Below are 23886 nucleotides of genomic sequence, written 5' to 3' on the forward strand. Positions count from 1 at the left end.
GCTCCCCCGCATCGCGGGGGAGCATCTACGCCCCAAACCGCTCCAGGAACCCCGCCACCTCTTCCGCCGGCATCGGCTTGCCGAAGTGGTAGCCTTGGATCTGGTCGCAGCCGTAGCGGATCAGGGCCGCCAACTGGTCCGGGTCCTCGACGCCCTCGGCCACCACCTTCATGCCCATGGAGGCCCCCAGGGTGATCACGGCCTTCACGATCGCCTCGTCCTCGGCGTTCTGGACGAAGGACTTGTCGATCTTCAGGCGGTCGATCGGGAACTGGCGAAGGTTGGCCAGGCTGGCGTAGCCGGTGCCGAAGTCGTCCAGCGCGATCATGACGCCCGCCGCGTGCAGGCGGCTGATATTGCCGCTGACGAGATCCGAGCCCCAGCCCATATAGACGTTCTCGGTGACCTCGATGGTCAGGCGCGCGCACGGCACGTTCCAGCGCGCCAGACGCTCCTGCACCTCTTCGGCCAGGCGGCCGCTGCGGAACTGGGCCGCGGAGATGTTGACCGCGATGCGGCCGAACTCGACGCCCTGGTCCAGCCAGGCCCGCATCTGGCGTAGCGACTGCTCGAAGGCCAGGTCCCCCAGCCGCAGCGACAGTTCCTGGTCCTCGAACGCCGCCATGAAATGGCCCGGCGTCAGCACGCCCTGTTCCGGATGGATCCAGCGCATCAGGGCCTCGAACCCCACGACCCGCCGCTCGCGGATGTCGACGACAGGCTGGTAGAAGAGGGTGAACTCGTTCGCCGCGACGGCCGCGCGAACGTCGCGCAGCAGCTCGACCCGTCGCTCCAGCTCGGTGCGCATCGCCGGTTCGAAGACGATGCTGCGATTCCGGCCCGCCTCCTTAGCGTGATAGAGGGCGATGTCGGCGTTCTTGATCATGTGGGCCGGGTCGGCCTCGGGATCGCCGTGCAGCGCCGCGCCGATGCTCGCGGTGGCCGTGAAGCTGCGCCCAGCATACTCGATCGGGCGCTGCAGCAGCTCCTGCAGCTTCTGGATAGGCCGCATCATGTCGGCTTCGCCGCGCAGGCCGCGCAGGATCACCGCGAACTCGTCCCCGCCCAGGCGCGCCACGGTGTCGCCCGAACGGAACGCCCGTCGCAGCATGCCCGCCAGGCGCTTGAGCAGCACGTCGCCAGCGTCGTGGCCCAGCGTGTCGTTGATGTCCTTGAAGTGATCGACGTCGATCATGATCAGGCCGAACATCTCGCCCAAGGTCTCGGACGCCGAAACGGCCTCGTTAAACCGATGCTGGAACAGCGCGCGGTTGGGCAGGCCGGTCAGCGGATCCTTGAAGGCCAGGGTCTCGATGGCCTCGGTCTGGCGGCGGCGGTCGGTGATGTCCTTGAACAGGTTCACCAGCTTCTCGGGCTGGCCGTCCTGATCGACAAACACCTTGCCGACCGCGCGGATCCAGGTTTCGACGCCGTCGTCGCGGTTCAGGCGGAATTCGAACACCCGCGCCTCGCCGACTTTTCGGGAGGCGATGACATCGGCGCATTGCTGGCGGTCGTCGGGATGGACGATCTCCAGCGGATCGTCCTTGAACACGCACCACTTCCGCAGGCCAGGCGCGGTGTCGGAGAAGAATATCTCGCCCGTGCGCAGGTCGTATTCGCGCACAAGAAGGTCGTCGAGCTCAAGCGCCATCCTCAGGCGCTGCTCGTCGCGCTCGGCCCGCAGGACGCTTTCGGCGTAGCCGGTGACATCACGGGCGGTGACCATCACCGCATAGACGCCGCCATCCTCCTGCCGACAGGCGCCGAACTCGGTGCGCCAGAACCGCTGCGACCCGTCCTCGGCGACGGCCGGCAGGTAGCGCGAGAAGTCGGCGCCTTCGTACGCGCACGCCAACAGCGCGGCCCGGTCGTCAGGCCCCACGATGCCGCTCGCGTCCGCGCCGATGGTGAGGCTTGGCCCGATCGCCTGGGCCGTCCACGCGCGGCTGACGGCGATCAGCGCCAGATCCGCGCCCAGCAGGGCCGTCGGGAAGGGCGCATCACGGACGAAAGCGCCAAATGCGAAGGCTCGCGCCGCGGCGCGCTCGCGCGCGGCCTCTTCGCCGCCGTCCCCCACCGCCAGCGCGTCCCCCATCATTAAGTCGGCTTCCTGACATTGATTTTGTTGAAGGTTTCAGAAATCGATAGTCACGCCCACTCAATAAGAAATTGTTTTCGGGTCATCGTCGACCACCAAAAGGCGAGCGCCCTGGCCCCGCCTTCAGAATTCCTGAGCCCCTACGCGATCACGCCGCATTGACAAGCCGGCCCCAGGCTTCGAAAACGCGCCCGCCGAACTCCGTCCCGATCTCATTCGAGTTTTCGATGACCTATATCGTCACCGACGCCTGTGTCCGCTGCAAGTTCATGGACTGCGTGGAGGTGTGCCCGGTCGATTGCTTCTACGAAGGCGAGAACTTCCTCGTCATCAATCCCGACGAATGCATCGATTGCGGCGTCTGCGAACCCGAGTGCCCGGTCGACGCGATCAAGCCCGACACCGAGGATGAGCCGGACGGCAAGTGGCTGCGCGTCAACGCCGACTACGCCAAGGTCTGGCCCAACATCACGGTCAAGGGCGTCCCGCCGGAAGACCGCGAACAGTTCGAGCGCGAGACCGGCAAGTTCGAGAAGTACTTCAGCGAAAAGCCCGGCAAGGGCTCCTGATCCCACCGCGAATTCTGAAGCTTGCAACCCCGCCGCGATGCGAAAGCTTGGCGGCGCGCGCACGCACGTCTGGACGCAACCCTTTCTTCGGGCTGAATTTTATGCTATTGTCTTCGCCGACGTGACGGTTGCGGCCATTCGCGACGGTCTGTCTTGGCGAACAAGTCGGCTTCAGAACCAATTCTGGCCGGCGCGCCCGATGAAGGCGAAGGGTGTCTTAGAGCTCTATTCCAAATCCTGACAGGCTTGGCCCCGCGGCCAGTATTCCGCGGAGCGGGAAGCTGTCGCCTTTGGTTTGGGACAGAAGACGGCGTTCGGACCCCGTAGGGTCCGTATTGATGAGGACGAACATGAGCAAGACTGGTCTGGAATTCTCGGTCGGCGATCACGTCGTTTATCCCGCGCACGGCGTGGGCAACATTCAGGCGATCGAGACCCAGGAAGTGGCCGGTATGTCGCTCGAAGTCTACGTCATCACCTTCGACCACGAGAAAATGACCCTGCGCGTCCCGACCAAGAAGGCCAAGACGGCCGGTCTGCGTCCGCTGGCCGAGGGCGGCACCGTTTCGCAGGCCCTGACCACCCTGAAGGGCCGCGCCCGCGTAAAGCGCACCATGTGGTCGCGTCGCGCCCAGGAATACGAAGCCAAGATCAACTCGGGCGACCTGATCTCGATCGCCGAGGTGGTCCGCGACCTGCACCGCGCCGAGAACCAGCCGGAACAGTCCTACTCGGAACGCCAGCTGTATGAATCGGCCCTGGACCGCATGGCCCGCGAAGTCGCCGCCATCGAGCGGATCGACCGCGAAGCCGCGATCGGCATCCTGACCAAGTCGCTGGTCAAGGCCGCCTAAGCTTTCCGAGCGATCGGACCTGAAGACGCCCCTCCCTCGCGAGGGGCGTTTTTGTTTGCGCCCGCTTTTGTTTGCGCCCGCATTGTTTGTGGACGAGGCGGCCGCGCGACGACTTGGGGCCTTGGCTCACCGCGCGCAGGCGCCCATAAGAACAGAAGCTCCCCATCGCCGCCGAGAGTCGATCGCCCGTGCCGGACCCGCAGGACCCGATCTCCGCCCCCAAGATGTCGCGCCGCAAGTGGCTCGCGGCCGGCGGGCTGAGCTTGCTGGTCGCCTGCGGCGCGCTGGCCTTCCACTTCCGCGCCGCGACGCCGATCGCCGACCTGACCTCGGCCCATGCGCCCGTTCCGCCGCCGATCGTGCTGCCGACCAAGCCCGAGGACTGGCGCGGCCGCATCGACTATCGGGCCCTGGACCAGCGCCTTGCGGACCTGACGGCGCAACACTCGATGGAAGGCCTCGCCGTGGCGGTCGTCGAGGACGGGCGTCTCTCTTTCGTGCAGGGCTATGGCCTGACCTCGGCCAAGGACGGCGAGCCCGTCGACGCCCATACCGTGTTCCGCTGGGCCTCGCTGTCGAAGACGGTCGCCGGCGCCCTGACCGCCAAGCTCGCCGCAGACGGCCTGCTGTCGCTGGACGAGCCGCTGGACACCTTCCACACGACCTTGCGCCTGCCGCGCGACGCCCAGCGCGAGCTGACGGTCGAGGCGTTGCTGTCGCAGCGCACGGGCCTGCCCAAGAACGCCTACGACGATCGGCTTGAGGACGGCCAAGATCCGGCGGTCATCCGTCACGCGCTCGGCGACGTGCCGGTGGCCTGCGCGCCGGGGCGTTGCCACACCTACCAGAACGTCGCCTACGACACGATCACCGAGATCCTCGCGACCCGCACCCACGAGGCCTATGACCAGACCGTCCAGCGGCGACTGTTCCAGCCCCTGGGCATGACCAGCGCCACGATCGGTCAGGCCGGCCTGGTCGGCGCCGCGCACTGGGCCCGTCCCCATCGCGAGGGCCGGATCCTGCCGATGTCCGAGGCCTACTACCGGGTGCCGGGCGCGGCGGGCGTCAACTCGACCATCGTCGATCTCGCGGTCTGGATGCAGGCCCAGATGGGCCTTCGCCCCGACGTCCTGCCGCCGGCCGTACTGGACTCCGCCCAGCGCCCGCGCATCGGCACCGCCGCGCCCTATGGCCGCGCGCCGTTCGCCCGGGAGATCAAGCACGCCGGCTATGGCCTGGGCATGCGCAGCTTCACCTATCGCGGCCATCGCGTGATCGGCCACAGCGGCGCGGTCTCGGGCTACCGCTCGACCATGATGTTCGACCCGGCGACCAAGACCGGCATCGTCATGCTGTGGAACAGCGATGCGGGCCTGCCCTTCCGCTTCCAGGCCGAGTTCTTCGACCGCGCCTACGGCTTGCCCTTCACCGATTGGCTGGACCTGAAGAGCGTCTCCGATCGGCGACTGGCCCAAGCGCGCCATCTTCGATTGCGAGAGACGGACGAAGCGGGCTAGCTGAAGGCTGGCAGAAGCCGCTGGAGACGGGACACGCATGGGCGTCACGGCCGAAACCCCATCGACCGGTGGCCGCGTCACCCGCTATCTCGCCTCCGCGCCGCCCTGGCTTTTCGCCCTCTATGGCGGGCTGTCGTCCTTCGCGGTCTATTTCGCCATGTTCGGCTATCGCAAGCCGTTCACGGCGGCGGCCTACGCCGACGCGGCGGGCTGGCCCTTCGCCTTCGACTTCAAGATCGCCCTGGTGATCGCCCAGGTCGCCGGATACGCCACGGCCAAGTTCATCGGGGTCAAGGTGATCTCGGAGATGCGGCCCGGCCGCCGCGCCGGCGCCATCCTGGCCCTGATCGCCGGGGCCGAGCTCTCACTGGTGCTATTTGGCGTCGTGCCCGCCCTGGCCGGACCGCTGGCGCTTTATCTGAATGGCCTGTGCCTTGGCATGATCTGGGGGCTGGTGTTCGGCTTCCTCGAGGGCCGCCGCCTGACGGAGGTGCTGGGCGCGATGCTGTGCGCCAGCTTCATCCTGTCATCGGGCGTGGCCAAGTCGGTCGGCAAGACGCTGCTGCTGGCCAATGTGGACGACCGATGGATGCCCGCCCTCTCGGGACTGATCTTCGCGCCACTGATGCTGATCGCGGTGGCGGCGCTGGCCCAGCTGCCGCCGCCCAACGCCGCCGACGAGGCCGAGCGGGTGCGCCGCGCGCCGATGGACGCCAAGGATCGCGCCGCGCTCTTCGCCGCGCACGCCCCGGCCTTGATCCTGTTGATCGGGGTCTATGTGATGCTGACGGCGCTGCGCGACTTCCGCGACAACTTCTCGGCCGAGATCTGGTCCGAGCTCGGCTACAAGAACGCCGCCGGGATCTTCACCCTGTCGGAGCTGCCGGTGGCGGCGATCGTGCTCGTGGGCCTCGCCGCCCTGATGGGCGTGAAGGACAATCGCCGGGCCGTCGCCTTCAACCTCGGTTTCGTGGCCCTGGGCTTCGTGCTGCTGGGCGGCGCGACCCTGGCCTATCAGCTGCATGTGCTGCCGCCGGTCTGGTGGATGATCCTGGCCGGCGCGGGACTCTACATGGGCTACACGCCGTTCAACGCCATGCTGTTCGACCGGATGATCGCCGCCACCGGCAAGATCGGGACGGCGGGCTTCCTGATCTATGTGGCCGACTCGTTCGGCTATATTGGCAGCATCTCGCTGCTTCTGGTGAAGTCATTCGCTCGACTGGACATTCCCTGGGAGGGGTTCCTGGCCGGCGGGGCCTATGTGGCCTGCGGCCTTGGCCTGGTGGGGCTGATGGCCGCCCACCGCTTTTTGAAGACGCTCTAGTCTTAGGCTCCAAGCGCACCCGCGCCCGCCCGCGAGACGCCGACGAGGTCGGGATGCGCTGTCGGGGCCATTGGCCTTTCGGACGCCTGAGCCGCTCGGCCGCATTCCGGCGGCGGGGACGCGGTCTACTGCGGTCGGTCGCGCAGCGCGTCCAGGATCACGCGATTGGCGGCTTCGCATCGGCTCTCGCCAAACTCGCGCTCGATCTTGACGGTCGGCGCCAGGCGCGCCTCCAGTTCGGCCGCCGTCGCTTGCGCTCGGCCAGCCGCCTGCCGCGTCTCGGCCAAGCGCGCGCGGGTCAGGGCCAGCTCGCCCAGCACGCTGTCGCGGTGCGCGGCCATGCCGTCCGCCTCCTGGAGCGCCTCCGCGAGCTGCGCGCGCAGGCGCAGAACGTAGGCGCCCAACCACCCGGCGACGCCCGCGGCGACGAACGCCAAGACCACGGCGGCCGTGAAGACCACAGGGCTGTCCAGGACGTTCAGCAGGGCGGACATGTCTTTCTCCAGCAACAAGATCAGGCGGCCGGGCTGCGAAGAACCCGGACGGCGACGCCGCCCAGGTCCTCCGTGACGAACTTCACATCGCGGCTCGGCGAGCGATGGCGTTCGTCGACTACCGCCCCAATCCCCACCAGAGCGGCATGTCTCAAAATGGGTGAACCAAGACCGCCTGGCCCCACCCGGGCGGTTTAGGCGCTCAACGCTTGCTGGTGACCGCCGTCGCGAACGGTCGCTTGCGCGAAATCCAGGACGTCGCGGCTGACGGCGGAGAGGTGGGCTTCGGCCACGCCCTGTTCACGGGCCCAGATCATCAGGGCGTGCTTGAGGAAGGTGTTGCCGACATCGGTCTTGGCGAAAGACGCATCACTCAGGGTGACCTTATTCAGGGACATCGCGCGGCTCCCGATCCGACCGGGACGAGGGTCCCGGAAAGGTTTGAGAAAATGGACCCGACCGGCGGGTGGCCGGGCCCCAGTCTGTTCACGCGGCCGGTGGCTCCAGGGCAGAGGCTGCCTGACACCGCCGGTCGACACGCAGACAATCTCCGGTAAGGCCGCGTTTGGATGTGCGGATTTTCACATCGGGAAAAATAGCGGTTTTTCCGCGCGCGGCGACGCGATCGTCAGGCCCGCGAGAGGTTGAAGATGGGCGTGGCCACGAAGCCCTTCCGCCCCTGCGTCCGGCCCACATAGCCGCACCGCACGCGATCGCCGTGGAACGTCGCCAGCGCGCCAGCGAGCGCCTCGCTGACATAGGCCGAGCCCGGCGCCGCGTCCGGCTCGATGCGGGCGGCGACGACCACATGCGCGCCGACCACCGCGGGCGCCTTGGTCAGCGGATTGGTGCCCAGATGCACCGGCCCGTAGTGTCCGCCGATGCGAAGACCCAGGCTTCGGGGCAAGCCCAAGGCGCCGAGATCCACCGCGCGATAGGCCTCCAGCAGGTCCAGGGCCGCCAGCGCCGCGTCGATCGGCTGATCGAAGACCAGGAACAGGCCGTCGCCCCAGGTCTCGATATGGATGGGCGGCGCCTGGAGCGCCTCGACCACCTCGGCCAGACGTCCCATCACGCCTTCCATGAAGGCGGGGATCTGATCGTCCCGCAGCGCGCCAAAGCCCTGTACGTCCGCGAACAGCATGGCCTTCATCGCCCGCGAGCCCGGCGGGGCCGCCGTGGTGACGCGCGCGGCGGGTTGCGGCCTGTCGATCGGGATCACCACCCCTCGCCGCCCGCTCCTGGCCCAATAGGCCATGTCGGCGGATACGCCCGCGGGACCGTGCGCGGCGCGTCCGTCCCACACAGCCAGCTGCACCGCCTCGGTCGCCAGGGTCTGGGCCCGCAGCACCGCGCAGCCCATCGCGAACTGGCTGGCGTAGGCGAACACCTGCTCGTCGCCGAGATAGGGGTCCTGCGAGGCGTAGCGGACGGAGGCCGCGCGGGCCATGCAGCGCTCGAAGCGCTCGCGCCAATTCTCGCCAAACGGCGCGATCGACACCTCGACGAAAGCGGCGCGGTGGATGGGCAAGACCACGTGCAGCTCGCCGCCCGCCTCGAGCAGGGCCTCGGCGAACACGATGTCCGCGCCCGCCGCCAGGCCGCCGTAGCCGCAGCCGATCCGCTCGGCCCTAAGAGCCTCGTCGATGCGCGCGCGAAGGCTTTCGTCGCACACGTTCTGGATATGGCCGGTGAAGTGCGCGCAGGCGGGCGGACGAAACGGCGTGAGCCAAGCCGGGTCGACGCCGAGCTCCTGGCCCAGCATCTCCAGCTGCCGGAGGGTGGAGGCGTGCGCGGCATAGGCCCGCGGCGCCAAGGCGAGGGCCTGCTCCATGCGCCGGCGCGCGGCTTCCAGATCGCCGACCAGGAAGAGCGCCTCCGCGCGGCTTGCGGCTTCGTAGTAGGCCGCCTCTCCGACCAGTCCGCTCGGCGGCGGCGCCTGCAGCACGGCCGTCGCGCGCTGCGCCGCACCCGCGGGATCGCCCGCGACCAGCGTCATGGTGGCGGCGTTGATCGCGCCGTAGAGGCCGCCGAAACGGCCGGACAAGGCCTCGTAGCGACGAAGAGAAGCCTTTGCGAAAGCGATGCGGCGAGCCCCCCGGCTGGCCAGGGCGACATCCTTCAGCAGCCGCGCGCCCAGAGCGATCGTGTCGGCGTCCTCGTCGGCGGCGAGCCCGAGGCGGACATACTCCGAGCGGGCGAAATCCAAGGCCCCGGCCCGCGCCAGGCAAAGCACCGCGGCATAGGCCGCGCCCGGTGGCGCGTTCTCCCCCTCGAGCGCGGCGTGGGCGATATCGTAGGCTGCGAGGATCTCGCCGCGCCGGATCAGCGCGGCGATCTCCTGGCGGTCGAACGGTCGGTTCTGGCTCAGGGAAGCTGACCCGTGCCGTTCTCGACGTCGGGATCCAGATCGAGCTTCTGTTCCAGCGGATCGAGCATGAACAGGCTGTAGGTGTAGATCCCCATCCGATTGCATTCGTAGATGATCTTGAATGCGCTGTGCGGGGGCAAGATGGTGCCGTCCGGCAGCTGGTTCACCCACATATAGCTGGAGAAATTGATGCCGTAGTCGTCCGTGATCTTGATCGGCCGTCCCTGGAACCGCCAGCCATGGTTCATCAGCTCGTCGGTGAATCTGAAGAACAGTTCGCACCGTTCGGTCAGATCCAGCGTGAGCCGGGTCGGATTTTCTTGATCGGCATAGTTGAGGAAGTTGTACAGCGGCCCCTCGATGCCGATGACGATCTCAACAATCTTGGTAGGTGTGGGTTCAGTCACTTTGCGCCTCCCGAGTGGAAGCTCCACCAGAAAGAGAGTCTCTCCAAAACGCAAGGAAACCGGGGTGCGCGTAGCCCTGACGCGTGAGATCCCGCACGATGGCGGCGGCTTCATCCTTGCGTCCGACGGCGGCGAGCGCGCGCGCCAGGGTGTCACGGGCGCTCGGCGCCAAGAGCGCGCGTCTCGACCACAAGATATCGATCGCCGATGTCGGACGTCCCGCGGCCAGTTCACCGGCCGCATACTGGCCCGCCGCGCCAAGGTCCTTCCGCCAGTCCGTGGCCTTCGCACGGGCTGAGAACGCCTCGGCCAAGGCTCGCGCCTTCTCCGGCTCCCCGCCGTGTTGCGCCAGCAGCACGGCCTGGAGGCCCAGGCGGCCTTCGTAGTTGTCGCTCCACGTCGCGCCTTTTTCGCCGATGCGACGCGCGGCCACCAATTTTTCCGCTTCGGCGTACGCGACCCTGGCCTCGCGCAGCCGTCCCGTCCCGACCTCCAGATCGACCGTATCCGCCAAGCTCGCGGCCATATATTCGCGCCAGCGCGCGTTCGTGGGATCCAGGGCCGCCAGGGCGCGAAGCCTCTTGAGGTTCTCTTCGGACCGCGCGCGCACCGCCGCCAGACGCCCCAGATCCAACTCGAGCCGCGTCAGCGCCACCTGGGCCGCGACGGCGCGCGCGGTCAGGCGCTTGTCGGCGGGGTTCTTGGCGAGCGCCCCCGTAAGAAGTTGGACAGTCGCTTCGCGCTCGACCAACGCCTCGCGCAACCTGCCGAGCCGCGCCAAGCAATCGGCGCTCCAGGCGCGCGAATTGGCGACGCCCTGCAGGAGGGTCTGGTCGTCTGGCGCGCGAGCGCGCTCGCCCTCGAACACCGCCCGGGCGGCCTGGAAGCTCTTCAGGGCTTCCGCGGGGCGCCCTTGTTCAAACAACAGGGTGCCCAGATTGTTCTGGGCGTAGGCGACTTCCTTGCGCCACTCAGGACGATTGGGGTCGAGGGTCACCAGCCTGCGGGCGAGCTCGTCATAGCGCCTGAACCGCCGCTCAGCGCCCGCCACGTCATCTCGCCGCCACTGGACATAGCCCAGCCAGAAGACATTCTGCGCTTCGTCGAACACATAGTCGCCGTTCTGCGGATTGCGCTGGACCAGGGTGTGGGTGGTCGCCGCGGCTTGCGAGAAGGCGTGTTCGGCGCCGACGAGATCGCCGCGCTGCTCGCGGATCGTCCCCAGCAGGGTCTGGGCCTTGGCGCGCTGGCCCAGGGCCTTGTCGTCCAGCCGGTCCGTCTGCGCCTTGGCGTAGTAGACCAACACCTTGGCGCTGACGCTGTCGAGCACGTCCAGTCGTCCGACCGGTTCGAGCTGCTCTCTCAGGTCGCCCAGCATGAAGGCCACCAGCGCCTCGGTCTCGTCTCGCTGCTGTCGCGCGATCTGGCGGGACTTGAGGGTCACCGCCGTCATTGCGGCCATGACGATCGCCAGGATCATCGCCGCGGTCGTGAACGCCGCCATCACCTGCAGGCGGCGCCGCGCGTCCCGCTGGACCAGCTGATCGAGGCTGACGCCCAGCAGCCGGGCGGCGATCTTCAGGCGCGCCAGTCGCCGCCCGTCGCCGTTGGGACGCAGATCGACGGCCAGAGGCTCGACGCCCGGCGGCAGGGCCGCGCGCAGCGACGGGGGAAGGATCGCCGCCAGGTCGGTGTTCGCGCCGACATCGGGCGTGATCACGTAAATGATCCGCTCGGGCGGCGCGCCCCTCAGGAAATATTCGACTTCCTGGTCCACCCAGCGGGAAGCCGCCGAGGCCTCGGAACAGAGCACGATCAACGCGTCGGACTGTTCGAGCGCCGTGCGAATGGCGCTGTTGAGGTCAAGGGACGCGCTCAACTCGTCCCGGTCGCGGAAGATGGGACGCAAGCTGGCGTCGGAAAGACCAACTCCCCCCTTGGACAGCAAACGCGGCGGGCGATAGGTCTCAAGCACGCGGTGCAGCCATTGAGCGGCTTTGCGATCGCGATGACTATAACTGATAAACGCCTTGTACCGCTGTCGGCTATCCATCTATCGCCCCCGATCGACAGCAGGAGCGTCTTTCGATGAAAACGTTTTCACCATCGCTCGCCCCCGCGCCGTCCCATACGCCGAAAGAAGCTGGGCCTAAAGACTATCGCGCAAATCGTGTATTTCGATACATGTCTCGCCAAGAAGTGGAATCACTTGCCGGCGCTGTCGAGCAACTAAGCTATGACAAGGGCGAGATGATCCTCCAGCGCCACGACCAGGAGGGCGGCATCTATCTGCTGCTGGAGGGCGTCCTCTTGGCCAATCAATACGCCAAGTCCGGCCGCGAAGTTGGCTACAGGCGTATCATGGCGGGCAGCTACTTCGGCGAAATCTCGGCCATCGACGGCCTGCCGCGTTCGGTCAATATCGTGGCCCTGGAGGACTCGCGCATCGCGCGGCTGCCCCAGTCGCTGGTGCGCCGGCTGTTCGAGGAGTCGCCGCACTTCATGAAGGCGCTGCTGGAGGACATGGCGGGCTTGGTGCGCTCCTTGACGGATCGTCTGTTCGAACTGACGGCCGTGTCGGTGGCCTGCCGCGTCGACATCGAGTTGCTGCGGATGGCCAGCGCCGCCAGCGCCGACGGACGGCAGGCGGTGATCAATCCCTGCCCGACCCACGCCGAGCTGGCCGCACTGCTTGGCAGCCAGCGCGAGCCCGTGACCCGCGAGCTGAACCGGCTCGCCGGGCTGGGCATCCTTCGCCAGACCGGCCGTACGCTGCACGTCCTCGACCTTCCGGCCCTGGCCGACGAGGTCGAACGGATCGGCGGCGAGGTCTGAGGCCCGCCGAAGCCTAAGCCCGCTCGAACCCTAGGCGATACGGCGCTTCTCCAGCTTCCTGGCCAGCGTGCGACGATGCATGCCCAGCCGGCGCGCGGCCTCGGAGATGTTGAAGTCCGTCTCGACCAGGGTCTGGTGGATGCGCTCCCACTCCAGGTTCTTGATCGAGGTCGCCCGGCCGCCGATCGTCGCGCCGACATCGCCTTCCCGCTTTTGGAAAGCGGCCTCGATGTCGTCGGTGTTGGACGGCTTGGCCAGGTAGTGGCAGGCGCCCAGCTTGATGGCCTCGACGGCGGTGGCGATGCTGGCGAAGCCCGTCAGCACCACGATCAGCATGTCGGGATCCCGTTCGGCCAGGGCGCGGACGCAAGCCAGTCCCGACTCGCCCGCCAGCTTGAGATCGATCACCGCATAGCGCGGCGCGAACGTCTCCAGCGTGGCGAGGGCGTCTTCCAGCCCGCCGACATGGGCCACGACATACCCGCGTCGCTCGAGCGAGCGTTTGAGGGTGGCGGCGAACTTGTCGTCATCCTCGATGAGGATCAGTCGGCGCTCAGCCATTTCGCGTGATCTCCAGCGCGGACAGGGGCAGCTGCATCACGACGCGCGCGCCGCCTTCGGGTGGGTTCGACGCTTGGGCCGAGCCGCCCAGCTTGCGCAGCACGTTGACGACCAGGAACAGGCCCAGCCCGCCGCCGACCCGCCCCTTGGTCGAATTGTAGGGCTTGCCGAAGTCCTCGAGCGCGCTGGCGGCGAAGCCCGGTCCGTCGTCCTCGACCTCGATCAGAACCCAACCGCCGCGCACCGACGCCCTGAACCGGACGGTGGTGGCGGCGGCCTCGAGCGCGTTGTCGAGGACATTGTGCACGCCCTGCTTGAGCGTTGATTCCGCGACGATCGGCGTGGCGTCCAGCAGGTCGGTCTCGTAGATCAGGTTGGGATCGTTGCGGGTGGTCCGCCACTCGCCGATCACCTCGTCCATGAAGCCACGCAAGGTGCTGGCGCGCACTTCGCCACTGCGCGCCTCGCCCGCCGACTGCAGGACGCCGGTGACGATGGACTTGCAGCGCCGCACCTCGCCGCGCATGTCCTCCAGCTCCTGTGCGAGCTCGGGGTTGGCGTTGAACAGGGGCATGCGGCGCCAGTCGCCGAGGATGACGTCCAGGGTCGCCAACGGCGTGCCCAGCTCATGGGCCGCCCCGGAGGCCAGAAGACCCATGCGGATGATATGGGTCTCCTCGGCCGCCCGCTGGCGCAGCTCGGCCAGCCGCGCGTCGTGCCCGCGCAGGTTGGCGTTGATCCGGCCCACGAAGGTCACCAGCAGCAGGGCGTCCAGCACGACGCCGATCAGCATGCCCATGATGAACAGCTCGAAGAACGCCTGGTCGCTGAGCCCGGACGCGACGATCGGCCGATTGAAGGCGATCAGGCCGACGAAGCAGAAGCTGATCAGCGCCACGATCGCCCAGGTCGCCCAGGCCTCGAGCAGAACGGCCCCCAGGATCACGTGCAGCAGATAGAGGGTGGTGAAGGGGTTGGTGGCCCCGCCGCTGAAGTAGAGCTGGATCGTCAGGGCCAGGGCGTCCAGCGCGAGCGCCGTGAACAGGTCGTAGGGTCCGAGGGGTTCGGCGCGCTTGAGGCGGAGCAGGCTGAACAGGTTCAGCGCCACCAGCGCCGCCAGGACCAGCATCATCTCCACCAGCGGCAGCTTGAAGCCGAGGCTGAAATGCACCGCCAGGATCGTCACCACCTGGCCGGCCACGGCGATCCAGCGCAGGTGGATCAGCTGCAGCATGTTCTGGCGCGCGATCGCGTCGGCCGGGCCGTTGGCGTTCTCGGCCGCGCGCGCGCCCGACAGCCAGCCCGACACGCCGGAGATCAGGATGCTGGCGCTGGGCGTCATTCGGCTCCTCCCACGCGGGTCCGGCGCGCGTCGGCCAGGACATAGACCGCCGCCCCGCCCGTCAGCAGGGCCAGACCGAACCAGGTCAGGGCATAGATAAGATGGCTGTTGGGAAAACGCACGACCGTCAGTCCGCCGCGCGGCCAGCCGCCGGGATTGGGCGTCGCATCGGCGTCGACGAAATAGGGCGCCACGCCCGACAGGCCCTTGGCCTGGGCGATCGCCGCGACGTCGCGAGAGTACCACCGCTCCTCGCCCGGCAGGTTGCGACGAAGAAAGCCGCCGCGCGGCTCGCTGAGCCGCAGGAGACCGACGATGGTGACCAGGCCCTGGATCTGTCCCGCGCTCCGGGTCTCCGGACGCTTGCGCGCCGTCGGCGTGAAGCCGCGATTGACCAGAACCGTGACGCCGTTGTCGGCGCGCAGGGGCGTCATGACCCAGAAGCCGGGCCCCAGATCGGTGACCGCCTGAACGAGGGTCTCGCGACCATGATCGTAGACGCCGGTCAGCCGCACCCGGCAGTAGGCGTCGGAGGCCTGCGAAAGGTTCGCCCACGCCGCCGGCCCCGGCGCGGCCGTCGGCGTGGCGTGGATGCGACGTTCGACCTGGGCGATCAGCTCGAGCTTCCAGGCGCGGCGCTGAACCTGCCAGAGGCCCAGCGCCGAAAAAAGAACCGTGAAGGCCACGCAGAGGCCGACCAGAAAGGCCGTCCGCGCGCGCAGGCCTTGGGTCACGGCATCTGCTGCATGTCGTGCGCCATCGTCGGCATCATGTGGGTGTTCAGGTTGTGCATCACCCACAGCGAGCCGCTCAGCGTGATCACCACCAGGATCAGGGTGAACATCAGGGCCAGCAGGGTCCATCCGCCCTCCGAACGCGAGTTCATGTGCAGGAAGTAGATCATGTGGACCAGCACCTGGATCACCGCCAGCCCCATCACCGCCACGGCGGTCATCTGGGCGGTCGGCAACACGTTCCCCATGACCAGCCAGAACGGTATGGCCGTCAGGATCACCGCCAGGACGAAGCCGATGACGTAGTCCTTCAGCGAGCCGTGCGCGCCGCCGTGATCGTCGTGTTCCTCATGCGCGTGGTGCGCGTCATGGCTGGCCGCGCTCATTTCAGGACTCCGAGCAGGTAGACGAACGAGAAGACGCCGATCCAGATGACGTCCAGGAAGTGCCAGAACATCGACAGGCACATCAGGCGGCGCTTCATCTCGGCGCCGAGGCCGCGCTGGGCGACCTGGACCATCAGCGTGACCAGCCAGATGACGCCGAAGGTCACGTGCAGGCCGTGCGTGCCGACCAGCACGAAGAACGACGACAGGAACGCACTGCGCTGCGGGCCGGCGCCTTCGTGGATCAGGTGATGGAACTCGTAGAGCTCCAGCGACAGGAAGCCGAGACCGAGCAGGCCAGTGACGGCCAGCCAGGCCAGGACCGGCTTCACCTTCTTGGCCTGGGCCGAGATCATCGCGAAGCCGTAGGTGATCGACGACAGAAGCAGGAGGGCCGTGTTCACGGCCACCAGCGGCAGGTCGAACAGGTCCGCGCCGGACGGGCCCGCCGCGTAGTTGCGACCGAGCACGGCGTAGCAGGCGAACAGCACCGCGAAGATCAGGCAGTCGCTCATCAGGTAGATCCAGAACCCCAGCAGGGTCCCGTTCTCCGGATGGTGCTCCTTGGTCATGTAGAAGCGGTCCTTGTCGGCCGCCGTCAGGGCATGGGCTTGAGAGGCCATGGTCAGGTCAGGCTCCGCAGGGCTTCGGTGCGCGCGTCCTCGACGCGGACGACCTCCTCGGCCGGGATGTAGTAGTCACGCTTGAAGTTGAAGGTGTGGGCGATCGCGCCACCGATCAGGGCGACGAAGGCGACGGCCGCCAGCCACCAGACGTGCCAGATCAAGGCAAAGCCGAGCACCGTGCTGATCCCGGCCAGGACCACGCCCGCGCCGGTGTTGGCCGGCATGTGGATCGGGATGAAGCCGGCGGTCGGCCGCTCATAGCCGCGCTGCTTCATGTCCCACCAGGCGTCCAGCTGATGGACGACCGGCGTGAAGGCGAAGTTGTAGGCTGGCGGCGGCGACGAGGTGGACCATTCCAGCGTCCGGCCGCCCCAGGGGTCGCCGGTCGTGTCGCGCAGGGCCTCGCGGTTGCGGATGCTGACGAAGATCTGGACCAGGAAGGCCAGGATGCCGAACAGGACGATCACCGCGCCGATGGCCGCGATCACGAACCAGATCTGCAGCGACGGATCCTCGAAGTGGCTGACGCGACGGGTCACGCCCATCAGGCCCAGCACGTAGAGCGGGGTGAAGGCGACCCAGAAGCCGATCAGCCAGCACCAGAACGAGACCTTGCCCCAGAACGGGTCCAGCTTGAAGCCGAAGGCCTTGGGGAACCAGTAGTTGATGCCGGCGAACATGCCGAACACCACGCCGCCGATGATCACGTTATGGAAGTGGGCGATCAGGAACAGGCTGTTGTGCAGCACGAAGTCGGCGGGCGGGACGGCCAGCAGCACGCCGGTCATGCCCCCGATCACGAAGGTGACCATGAAGCCGACGGTCCACAGCATCGGGACCTCGAACCGGATGCGGCCGCGGTACATCGTGAACAGCCAGTTGAAGATCTTCGCCCCCGTCGGGATCGAGATGATCATCGTCGTGATCCCGAAGAACGAGTTCACGCTCGCGCCCGAGCCCATCGTGAAGAAGTGGTGCAGCCAGACGATGTAGGACAGGATGGTGATGACCGCGGTGGCGTAGACCATCGAGCTGTAGCCGAACAGGCGCTTGCCGCAGAAGGTCGACACGACTTCCGAGAACACGCCGAAGGCCGGCAGGATCAGGATGTAGACCTCCGGGTGACCCCAGATCCAGATCAGGTTCACGTACATCATCGGGTTGCCCCCGAAGTCGTTCGTGAAGAAGTTGGTCAGCAGGTACCGGTCGGCGGTCAGCAGGGCCAGGGTGGCGGTCAGGATCGGGAAGGTCGCCACGATCAGGACGTTGGTGCACAGCGAGGTCCAGGTGAAGACCGGCATCTTCATCAGGCTCATGCCCGGGGCGCGCATCTTGATGATGGTCACGACCAGGTTGATGCCCGAGAGCGTCGTCCCGACGCCCGCGACCTGCAGCGCCCAGATGTAATAGTCGACCCCGACATCGGGACTGTAGGCCAGGTTCGACAAGGGCGGATAGGCCAGCCAGCCGGTCCGCGCGAACTCGCCCACGAACAGCGAGGCCATCACCAGCACGGCGCCGCCGACGGTCATCCAGAAGCTGAAGTTGTTCAGGAACGGGAAGGCCACGTCGCGGGCGCCGATCTGCATCGGCACCACGAGGTTCATCAGGCCCGTGACCAGGGGCATGGCCACGAAGAAGATCATGATCACGCCGTGGGCGGTGAAGATCTGGTCGTAATGGTGCGGCGGCAGGTAGCCGGCGACCTCGCCGAACGCCATGGCTTGCTGGGCGCGCATCATCAGCGCGTCGGCGAAGCCGCGCAGCAGCATGACGATCGCCAGGATGATGTACATCACCCCGATCTTCTTGTGGTCGACGCTGGTCAGCCACTCACGCCACAGATAGCCCCACAGCTTGTAGCGGGTCAGCAGCGCCAGCACCGTCAGGCCGCCGAGGGCGACCATGGCGAAGGTGACGAGCAGGATGGGCTCGTGCAGCGGAATGGCGTCCCAGGTGAGACGGCCGAAGATGAATTTGACGAGGTCCGGGGACATTAGGCGTCTCTAAGGAAATCAGCGCGCCGGGGAGCCGGCGAAGGGAGCGCACAGCGCGGCGACGAACGAGCGGAAACCACCGCCCTCCCCGCGCCGGGTGCGCTTGTCGTATTCGAGGGTGGTGACGTTGTAGACGCCGGCCATGCCGAGGCCGCCCTTGGCGTCGATGGCCATCATGTCGTGCTGGCACATCTTGCCCGGCTCGACGCAGCGGTTGACGGCCTTGTGGAACAGGTCCGCATCCACCTGCGCGAAGCGTTGGGCCGGGACCTTCTCGCTGGGCTTTTCCAGGACGAGGTAGCGCGAGCCATCCAGACGACCGCCGCCCTTGCGCACCTGCTCGGTCCAGCGCGCGAACTCGGCCTCGCTCATGCCGTGGAACTTGAAGCGCATGTGCGAGAAGCCCTCGCCGCTGTAGTTGGCCGAGAAGCCTTCGAACTGGCCGGGCTTGTTGATGACCGCGTGCAGCTTGGTCGTCATGCCGGGCATGGCGTAGATCTGCCCCGCCAGAGCCGGCACGTAGAACGAGTTCATGACCGACGAACTGGTCAGCTCGAAGTTCAGCGGGCGATCGACCGGCGCGGCCATCTCGTTGACCGTCGCGATGCCCAGTTCCGGGTAGATGAACAGCCACTTCCAATCGAGGGCCACGACCTGGACCTTCAGCGGCTTGATGTTCTCGGCCGAGCGGCCCGGCGCGATGCGGTCCAGCGGGCGATAGGGGTCCAGCAGGTGGGTGCTGGTCCAGGTGATGGCGCCCAGAATGGTGATAATCACCAGCGGCGCGGCCCAGATCACGATTTCCAGGCGCGTGGAGTGGTGCCAGTCGGGATCGTACTTGGCGCTTTCGTTCGAGCGCCGGTACTTCCAGGCGAAGAACAGCGTCAGCGCGATCACCGGCACGATGATCAGCAGCATCAGCACGGTCGCGACGATGATCAGGTCGCGTTGCTGGGCGGCGATGTCGCCGGACGGGTTCATGACGACCCAGTCGCACCCGCCCAGCGCCAAGAGAGCCGGGGCGAGAGCGAGCATTTTCAGCGGGGTCGAGCGCGGCGGGAGCCTGAATTTCGGTCGCATGGGCGCGGCTGTTACGCGAGGGCGCCGCGCCGCAACATTGGACCGTTTGTCCTAGGTCAATAACCGCCTTGTCGTTGATCAATCGTGCGTCGCGAATTCGACAGGTCGGAGCCAGAAAGCCGTCAAAGGCGTTTGCCAGACCAGCCCCGTCCGCTGCATGCTCGCATCCAGACCGTCGGTAAGGCGGCGCGATGCTGGGACGGAAACCAAGGACAAAGGCGCGTACGACATGGCCCACGAATTCGCAGTCCCGACCTCTTCAGGACTAGAGCGCGACGCGCGTCGCCTCCACGCCGACCACAAGGGCGTCCGCCCCGGCGAGATCGCCCTGGGCGTGGTCATCGGTCGGACTTCGGAGTTCTTCGACTTCTTCGTCTACGCCATCGCCTCGGTGCTGGTGTTCCCGCAGTTGGTGTTTCCGTTCGTCGATCGGCTGACCGGCGTCATGCTGGCCTTCGGGCTGTTCTCCCTGGCCTTCGTCGCGCGACCGTTCGGCTCGGCGATCTTCGGCGCCATCGATCGCCGCTATGGACGCGGGGTCAAGCTAACCATCGCGCTGTTCCTGCTGGGCGGCTCCACCGCCACGATCAGCTTCCTGCCCAGCTACGCCGCCGTCGGGCCGCTGGCCATCTGGGCCCTGGCGGCCTGCCGGATCGGGCAAGGTCTGGCGCTGGCGGGCGCCTGGGACGGGATGGCCTCGCTGCTGGCCCTGAACGCGCCCGAGAAGAAGCGCGGCTGGTACGCGATGATCCCGCAGCTGGGCGCGCCCTTCGGGTTCATGCTGGCCAGCGGGCTCTTCGCCTATTTCGTCGCGACCCTGGCGCCGGGCGACTTCCTCGACTGGGGCTGGCGCTATCCGTTCTTCGCCGCCTTCGCGATCAATGTCGTGGCGCTGTTCGCGCGGCTCCGCATCGTGGCGACGGAAGAGTTCGGCGCGCTGTTCGAGGCGCGCGAGCTTCGGCCCGTGCGGATCGCCAGCCTGATGCGGGCCGAGGGCGGCAACGTGCTGATCGGCGCCTTCGCCCCGCTGGCCACGTTCGCGATGTTCCACCTGGTGACGGTCTTCCCGCTATCCTGGGTCGCCCTGCACGACGACCACCAGGCCCTGACCTTCCTGCGCATCGAGGTGGTTGGCGCGCTGTTCGGCGTGGCCGGCATCCTGGCCTCGGGCTGGATCGCCGACCGCATCACGCGCCAGAACCAACTGGCTCTCTCGGCCCTGCTGATCGGCGCGTTCAGCCTTCTGGCGCCGCGCCTGCTGGACGGCGGCTCGGTGGGGCAAACGGCCTACGTGATCGTCGGCTTCATCATCCTGGGCCTGTCCTTCGGCCAGGCGGCCGGCGCGGTGAGCTCGGGCTTCTCCAAGCGCTATCGCTACACGGGCGCGGCGGTGACGTCGGACCTGTCGTGGCTTATCGGCGCGGGCTTCGCGCCCCTCACCGCCCTGGCTCTGGCCAGCCTGTGGGGGCTGCCCGCCATCGGCCTCTACCTGGCGTCGGGCGCCGTCGCCACGCTCGTGGCGCTGACCATCGACCGAAATCGCCGGCGTCAGACGGCGCCTCTTCCCTAAGCCACCGTCTTGAACGGCGCGACCGGAGCCGCCGGCGGCGGCGCGGGGCAGTGCTTGGCCAGGAACTCGCCATGGCTGGGCAGGCCCGCGACCTGGGCCGCCAGCATCGGCGCCGACTGGTCCAAGGTCTGGCTGATCACGTCGTACGGGATCGTGTCGACCAGCGGCTGATAACGCTGAGGCCGAACGCCCATGCCCTCCATCACCGATTGCCAGGAGGGGTTGCGGAACATGTCGTCGACGCCTTCGCGCAGCACGCCGCTGGCCTCGAACAGGGCCATGCGTTCCTTCAGGCTCTCGGGGATCGGCGCCGCGCGGACCGCGCGCCAGAACGGCGTGTCGTCGCGCTGGGTCTTGCAGTAGTGCAGGACGATGAAGTCCCGGATCTCCTCGTAGTCGGCGACCATGCGACGGTTGTATTCCTCCCGCAGCGCCGGATCGAAGTCGCGGTCGGGGAAGAAGCGCAGCAGGAAGTCGACGCCACGATAGATCAGGTGCAGGGCCGTCGATTCCAGGGGCTCGATGAAGCCGCCCGAGAGGCCCACGGCCACGACGTTCTTCTCCCAGAGCCGCTGGCGCACGCCCGTCTTGAACGGGATGAACATCGGCTCCATCAGGGCCCGGCCCTCGAGCTGGCCCAGCAGGGTGGCGCGGGCCTCGTCGTCGCTGACGAACCGCGAGCAGAAGACATAGCCGTTGCCCGCCCGGTGCTGCAGCGGGATGCGCCAGCGCCAGCCGCCAGCCTCGGCCTTGGACAGCGTGTAGGGATGCGGCGCGCCGACGTTCTCGGTCTGCACCACCACCGCGCGGTCGCACAGCAGCATGTCGGACCAGTCGTCGAACGGCGTCTCCAGCGTCTTGCCGATCAGCAGGCCCCGGAAGCCCGTGCAGTCGATGAAGAAGTCGCCCTCGATCTCGCGGCCGTCCTTCATCCGCACCTTGGCGACCGAGCCGTCGGCGTGGGTGATCACGTCCGAGACGATACCTTCGGTCCGCTTGACGCCCCGCGCCTCGGCGTAGTCGCGCAGGAAGCGGGCGACCAGCCGCGCGTCGACGTGCAGGGCGTAGTTGGCGCCGCCGATCAGGGTGCGCTCGGCCTTGAACGGCAGCATGAACTTGCCCTGCTCGGCCATCACCGCGCCCGGCGCGAAGTCGTGCAGGCCCGACGGGTGCCCCGCGGCCTTGGCCCGCAGCCAGCACTGGTAGAACTCGTGCGGACCGAACGGCCCGCCGATGACCCCGAACGGGTGCATGTAGCGGTCGCCGACGCGCCGCCAGTCCTCGAACCGGATGCCCAGCTTGAAGCTGGCCTGGGTGGCCTGGATGAATTCGCGCTCGTCGATCCCCAGGCTGGCCAGCAGGCGCAGGAACGGCGGGATGGTCGACTCGCCGACGCCGATCGTGCCGATCTCCTCGGACTCGACCAGCTCGATTCGGCAGCCTCCGGCCTGGAAATAGTGGCTGAGCATGGCCGCCGTGATCCAGCCGGCGGAGCCGCCGCCGACGATGACGATCTTACGGATGGCGTTGGGATGGGTGTGGGACATCGCGTCAAATCCTACTGCGCGGCCACAGGGGCGGGACGGCAATACTGGTCGAGGAAGGCGGCGTGCGGCGGCGCCGAGGCCACGACCTCGGCGATGGCCTTGCGCATTTCGGCGAGCGGGGCGCTCAGCGCCTGGGCGTCGATCCCGTCAAGCGCCGGATCGACCATCTCGGGCAGCAGTTCGAAGCCGGCGTAGATCGCCATCCAGCTGGCGGGCTGGAACATCTCCCAGCGGTAGCGGACGAAGTGGCCGCGCTGGCGGAAGAGCTCGACCTTGCGGCGCAGGCTGTCGGGGAGGGTCACGGCGTTGCAGTCGCGCCAGAAGGCGGTGTCGCTCCCCTCTCCCCTGGACCGCTGGTTGGCCCAATAGTGCAGGATGATGAAGTCGCGTACGCGCTCCATCTCTCGGCGCGACCAGTCGTTGAACTCGTCGACCAGCTCGGGCGCGAAATCCTTGTCGGGGAACAGCGCCTTGATCTTCTCGACGCCCGTCTCGATCAGCGCGATCGAGGTGCTCTCCAGCGGCTCCAGGAAGCCGGACGAGAGACCCAGGGCGATGACGTTCCGGTTCCAGGCCTGCTTGCGCCGGCCGGGATTGAAGCGGATCAGGCGCGGCGCGTGCAGCAGGCGGTCGGGGACGGCGGCCTTCAGCTCGGCCAGGGCGTCTTCGTCGCTGATATGCCGCGAGGAGAAGACATAGCCGTTGCCATAGCGGTGCTGCAGCGGGATCCGCCAGCGCCAGCCGGCCGACTGCGCCTTGACCTCGGTGTAGGGCGCGGGATCGCCGACGCCTTCGCTCTGGACGGCGAAGGCGCGATCGCAGAACAGCAGGTCGCTCCAGGACTCGTAGCCGGTCTGCAGCGCCTCCTCGATCAGCAGGCCCCGGAAGCCCGAGCAGTCGATGAACAGATCGCCCTCGACGGTGGCGCCGGTGTCGAGGTCGAGCGACGCGACGAAGCCGTCCTCCGGTCTCAGATTGACCTTGGTGATCCGCGCATCGATGCGGCGCACGCCGTTGTCCTCGGCGACGCGGCGCATCAGCTGGGCGAACAGGCCCGCGTCCAGGTGCAAGGCCCAGTCGAAGATCGACAGGCTGTTGGCCGGATTGCGCGGCGGGGCCATGAACTTGCCCGCCGCCGCCAGCGATGCGCCCAGGGAGTAGTCCTGGATGTTGGTCGGCTCGCCGCCCTGGGCCAGCTTGCGCCAATAGTGATGAAACGGGACGCCCCGCAGGTCCTGGCCGAACAGGCCGAAGGGGTGGATGAAGGCGTGGCCTTCGCGCAGCCAGCCGTCGAAGCGGATGCCCAGCTTGCAGGTCGCCTGCGTCGCCCGCATGACCTCGATGTCGGAGAGGCCCAGCTGCTGATAGAAGCCACGGATCGTGGGGATGGTCGCCTCGCCCACGCCGATCGTGCCGATCTCGGAGCTTTCGACGAGGGTGATCTCGAGCGGTCCGCCCTGGAAATGCCGACGCAGCGCCGCAGCCGCCATCCAGCCGGCGGTGCCGCCGCCGACGATCACGAGCTTGCGGATTCTTTTGTCCTGCATCGGACGTTCCCCAATGAC

Annotated in this window: 21 protein-coding genes; 6 read left to right on the forward strand and 15 right to left on the reverse strand. The window is 67.5% G+C overall.

Going from position 1 to position 23886, the window contains the following annotated elements:
* Nucleotides 1-25 precede the first annotated feature (25 nt).
* Nucleotides 26-2101, reverse strand: a complete 2076-nt coding sequence (locus CSEG_RS18610; RefSeq protein ID WP_013080779.1) for a putative bifunctional diguanylate cyclase/phosphodiesterase — start codon at nucleotides 2099-2101, stop codon at nucleotides 26-28.
* 227 nt (nucleotides 2102-2328) lie between these two features.
* Here CSEG_RS18610 and fdxA point away from each other — a divergent pair, with 227 nt between their 5' ends.
* The 4 genes from fdxA (at nucleotide 2329) to CSEG_RS18630 (ending at nucleotide 6371) form a co-directional block, all read left to right on the forward strand.
* Entirely contained in the window at nucleotides 2329-2670 is a 342-nt protein-coding gene (gene fdxA, locus CSEG_RS18615; RefSeq protein WP_013080780.1) for a ferredoxin FdxA, read from the forward strand.
* Between the two features lie 350 nt (nucleotides 2671-3020).
* Entirely contained in the window at nucleotides 3021-3524 is a 504-nt protein-coding gene (locus CSEG_RS18620) for a CarD family transcriptional regulator (protein ID WP_013080781.1), read from the forward strand.
* A gap of 188 nt (nucleotides 3525-3712) precedes the next feature.
* Complete coding sequence (locus tag CSEG_RS18625; protein ID WP_013080782.1) at nucleotides 3713-5044, forward strand: serine hydrolase domain-containing protein; 1332 nt, start codon at nucleotides 3713-3715, stop codon at nucleotides 5042-5044.
* Nucleotides 5045-5081: 37 nt separating this feature from the next.
* Nucleotides 5082-6371: a DUF5690 family protein gene (locus tag CSEG_RS18630; protein ID WP_013080783.1), complete on the forward strand. Its 1290-nt coding sequence runs from the start codon at nucleotides 5082-5084 to the stop codon at nucleotides 6369-6371.
* Nucleotides 6372-6496: 125 nt separating this feature from the next.
* Here CSEG_RS18630 and CSEG_RS18635 read toward each other — a convergent pair whose 3' ends face one another.
* The 5 genes from CSEG_RS18635 to CSEG_RS18655 all read right to left on the reverse strand — a co-directional run bounded on the left by CSEG_RS18635 (nucleotide 6497) and on the right by CSEG_RS18655 (nucleotide 11696).
* Nucleotides 6497-6865 (reverse strand): hypothetical protein, encoded by a 369-nt coding sequence (locus CSEG_RS18635; RefSeq protein WP_013080784.1) that lies wholly within the window; start codon nucleotides 6863-6865, stop codon nucleotides 6497-6499.
* A 194-nt stretch (nucleotides 6866-7059) separates the two neighbouring features.
* Nucleotides 7060-7263 (reverse strand): hypothetical protein, encoded by a 204-nt coding sequence (locus CSEG_RS18640; protein ID WP_013080785.1) that lies wholly within the window; start codon nucleotides 7261-7263, stop codon nucleotides 7060-7062.
* Nucleotides 7264-7493: 230 nt separating this feature from the next.
* Nucleotides 7494-9101: an adenylate/guanylate cyclase domain-containing protein gene (locus tag CSEG_RS18645; RefSeq protein ID WP_013080786.1), complete on the reverse strand. Its 1608-nt coding sequence runs from the start codon at nucleotides 9099-9101 to the stop codon at nucleotides 7494-7496.
* 131 nt (nucleotides 9102-9232) lie between these two features.
* Nucleotides 9233-9643 carry a hypothetical protein gene (locus tag CSEG_RS18650; protein WP_013080787.1) on the reverse strand — a complete coding sequence of 137 codons (411 nt, stop codon included), beginning with the start codon at nucleotides 9641-9643 and terminating at the stop codon, nucleotides 9233-9235.
* Entirely contained in the window at nucleotides 9636-11696 is a 2061-nt protein-coding gene (locus tag CSEG_RS18655) for a toll/interleukin-1 receptor domain-containing protein (RefSeq protein WP_013080788.1), read from the reverse strand. The genes CSEG_RS18650 and CSEG_RS18655 overlap by 8 nt, the downstream gene beginning before the upstream one ends.
* 35 nt (nucleotides 11697-11731) lie before the next feature.
* Here CSEG_RS18655 and CSEG_RS18660 point away from each other — a divergent pair, with 35 nt between their 5' ends.
* Nucleotides 11732-12478 (forward strand): Crp/Fnr family transcriptional regulator, encoded by a 747-nt coding sequence (locus tag CSEG_RS18660; protein WP_013080789.1) that lies wholly within the window; start codon nucleotides 11732-11734, stop codon nucleotides 12476-12478.
* Between the two features lie 30 nt (nucleotides 12479-12508).
* On the opposite strand, the gene CSEG_RS18665 is transcribed toward CSEG_RS18660, so the two are convergent.
* From CSEG_RS18665 to cyoA, 7 genes are read right to left on the reverse strand one after another with little or no spacing between them, the layout of a single operon-like run.
* Nucleotides 12509-13039 (reverse strand): response regulator transcription factor, encoded by a 531-nt coding sequence (locus CSEG_RS18665; protein ID WP_013080790.1) that lies wholly within the window; start codon nucleotides 13037-13039, stop codon nucleotides 12509-12511.
* Nucleotides 13032-14381, reverse strand: a complete 1350-nt coding sequence (locus CSEG_RS18670) for an ATP-binding protein (RefSeq protein WP_013080791.1) — start codon at nucleotides 14379-14381, stop codon at nucleotides 13032-13034. Before CSEG_RS18670 ends, CSEG_RS18665 begins: the two co-directional genes overlap by 8 nt.
* On the reverse strand, nucleotides 14378-15115 hold the full coding sequence (locus CSEG_RS18675) for an SURF1 family protein (RefSeq protein ID WP_013080792.1): 738 nt from the start codon (nucleotides 15113-15115) through the stop codon (nucleotides 14378-14380). Before CSEG_RS18675 ends, CSEG_RS18670 begins: the two co-directional genes overlap by 4 nt.
* Nucleotides 15112-15501 carry a cytochrome o ubiquinol oxidase subunit IV gene (cyoD, locus tag CSEG_RS18680; protein ID WP_013080793.1) on the reverse strand — a complete coding sequence of 130 codons (390 nt, stop codon included), beginning with the start codon at nucleotides 15499-15501 and terminating at the stop codon, nucleotides 15112-15114. Before cyoD ends, CSEG_RS18675 begins: the two co-directional genes overlap by 4 nt.
* Entirely contained in the window at nucleotides 15498-16124 is a 627-nt protein-coding gene (gene cyoC / locus CSEG_RS18685) for a cytochrome o ubiquinol oxidase subunit III (RefSeq protein WP_013080794.1), read from the reverse strand. The genes cyoD and cyoC overlap by 4 nt, the downstream gene beginning before the upstream one ends.
* 2 nt (nucleotides 16125-16126) lie before the next feature.
* The gene (gene cyoB / locus CSEG_RS18690) at nucleotides 16127-18124 is read right to left on the reverse strand and encodes a cytochrome o ubiquinol oxidase subunit I (RefSeq protein ID WP_013080795.1); all 1998 of its coding nucleotides are present in this window, start codon (nucleotides 18122-18124) and stop codon (nucleotides 16127-16129) included.
* A gap of 18 nt (nucleotides 18125-18142) precedes the next feature.
* Nucleotides 18143-19204 (reverse strand): ubiquinol oxidase subunit II, encoded by a 1062-nt coding sequence (gene cyoA / locus CSEG_RS18695; protein ID WP_013080796.1) that lies wholly within the window; start codon nucleotides 19202-19204, stop codon nucleotides 18143-18145.
* A gap of 229 nt (nucleotides 19205-19433) precedes the next feature.
* Between cyoA and CSEG_RS18700 the strand changes: the two genes are divergently transcribed.
* Nucleotides 19434-20774 carry an MFS transporter gene (locus CSEG_RS18700; RefSeq protein WP_013080797.1) on the forward strand — a complete coding sequence of 447 codons (1341 nt, stop codon included), beginning with the start codon at nucleotides 19434-19436 and terminating at the stop codon, nucleotides 20772-20774.
* On the opposite strand, the gene CSEG_RS18705 is transcribed toward CSEG_RS18700, so the two are convergent.
* On the reverse strand, nucleotides 20771-22321 hold the full coding sequence (locus tag CSEG_RS18705) for a tryptophan halogenase family protein (protein ID WP_013080798.1): 1551 nt from the start codon (nucleotides 22319-22321) through the stop codon (nucleotides 20771-20773). The two genes, CSEG_RS18700 and CSEG_RS18705, sit on opposite strands and share 4 nt — an antisense overlap.
* Before the next feature lie 11 nt (nucleotides 22322-22332).
* A complete protein-coding gene (locus CSEG_RS18710) occupies nucleotides 22333-23868 on the reverse strand; it encodes a tryptophan halogenase family protein (protein ID WP_013080799.1) in 1536 nt (511 codons plus the stop codon).
* Between the last annotated feature and the right edge of the window lie 18 nt (nucleotides 23869-23886).

This window comes from Caulobacter segnis ATCC 21756, from assembly GCF_000092285.1.
GTDB lineage: Bacteria > Pseudomonadota > Alphaproteobacteria > Caulobacterales > Caulobacteraceae > Caulobacter > Caulobacter segnis.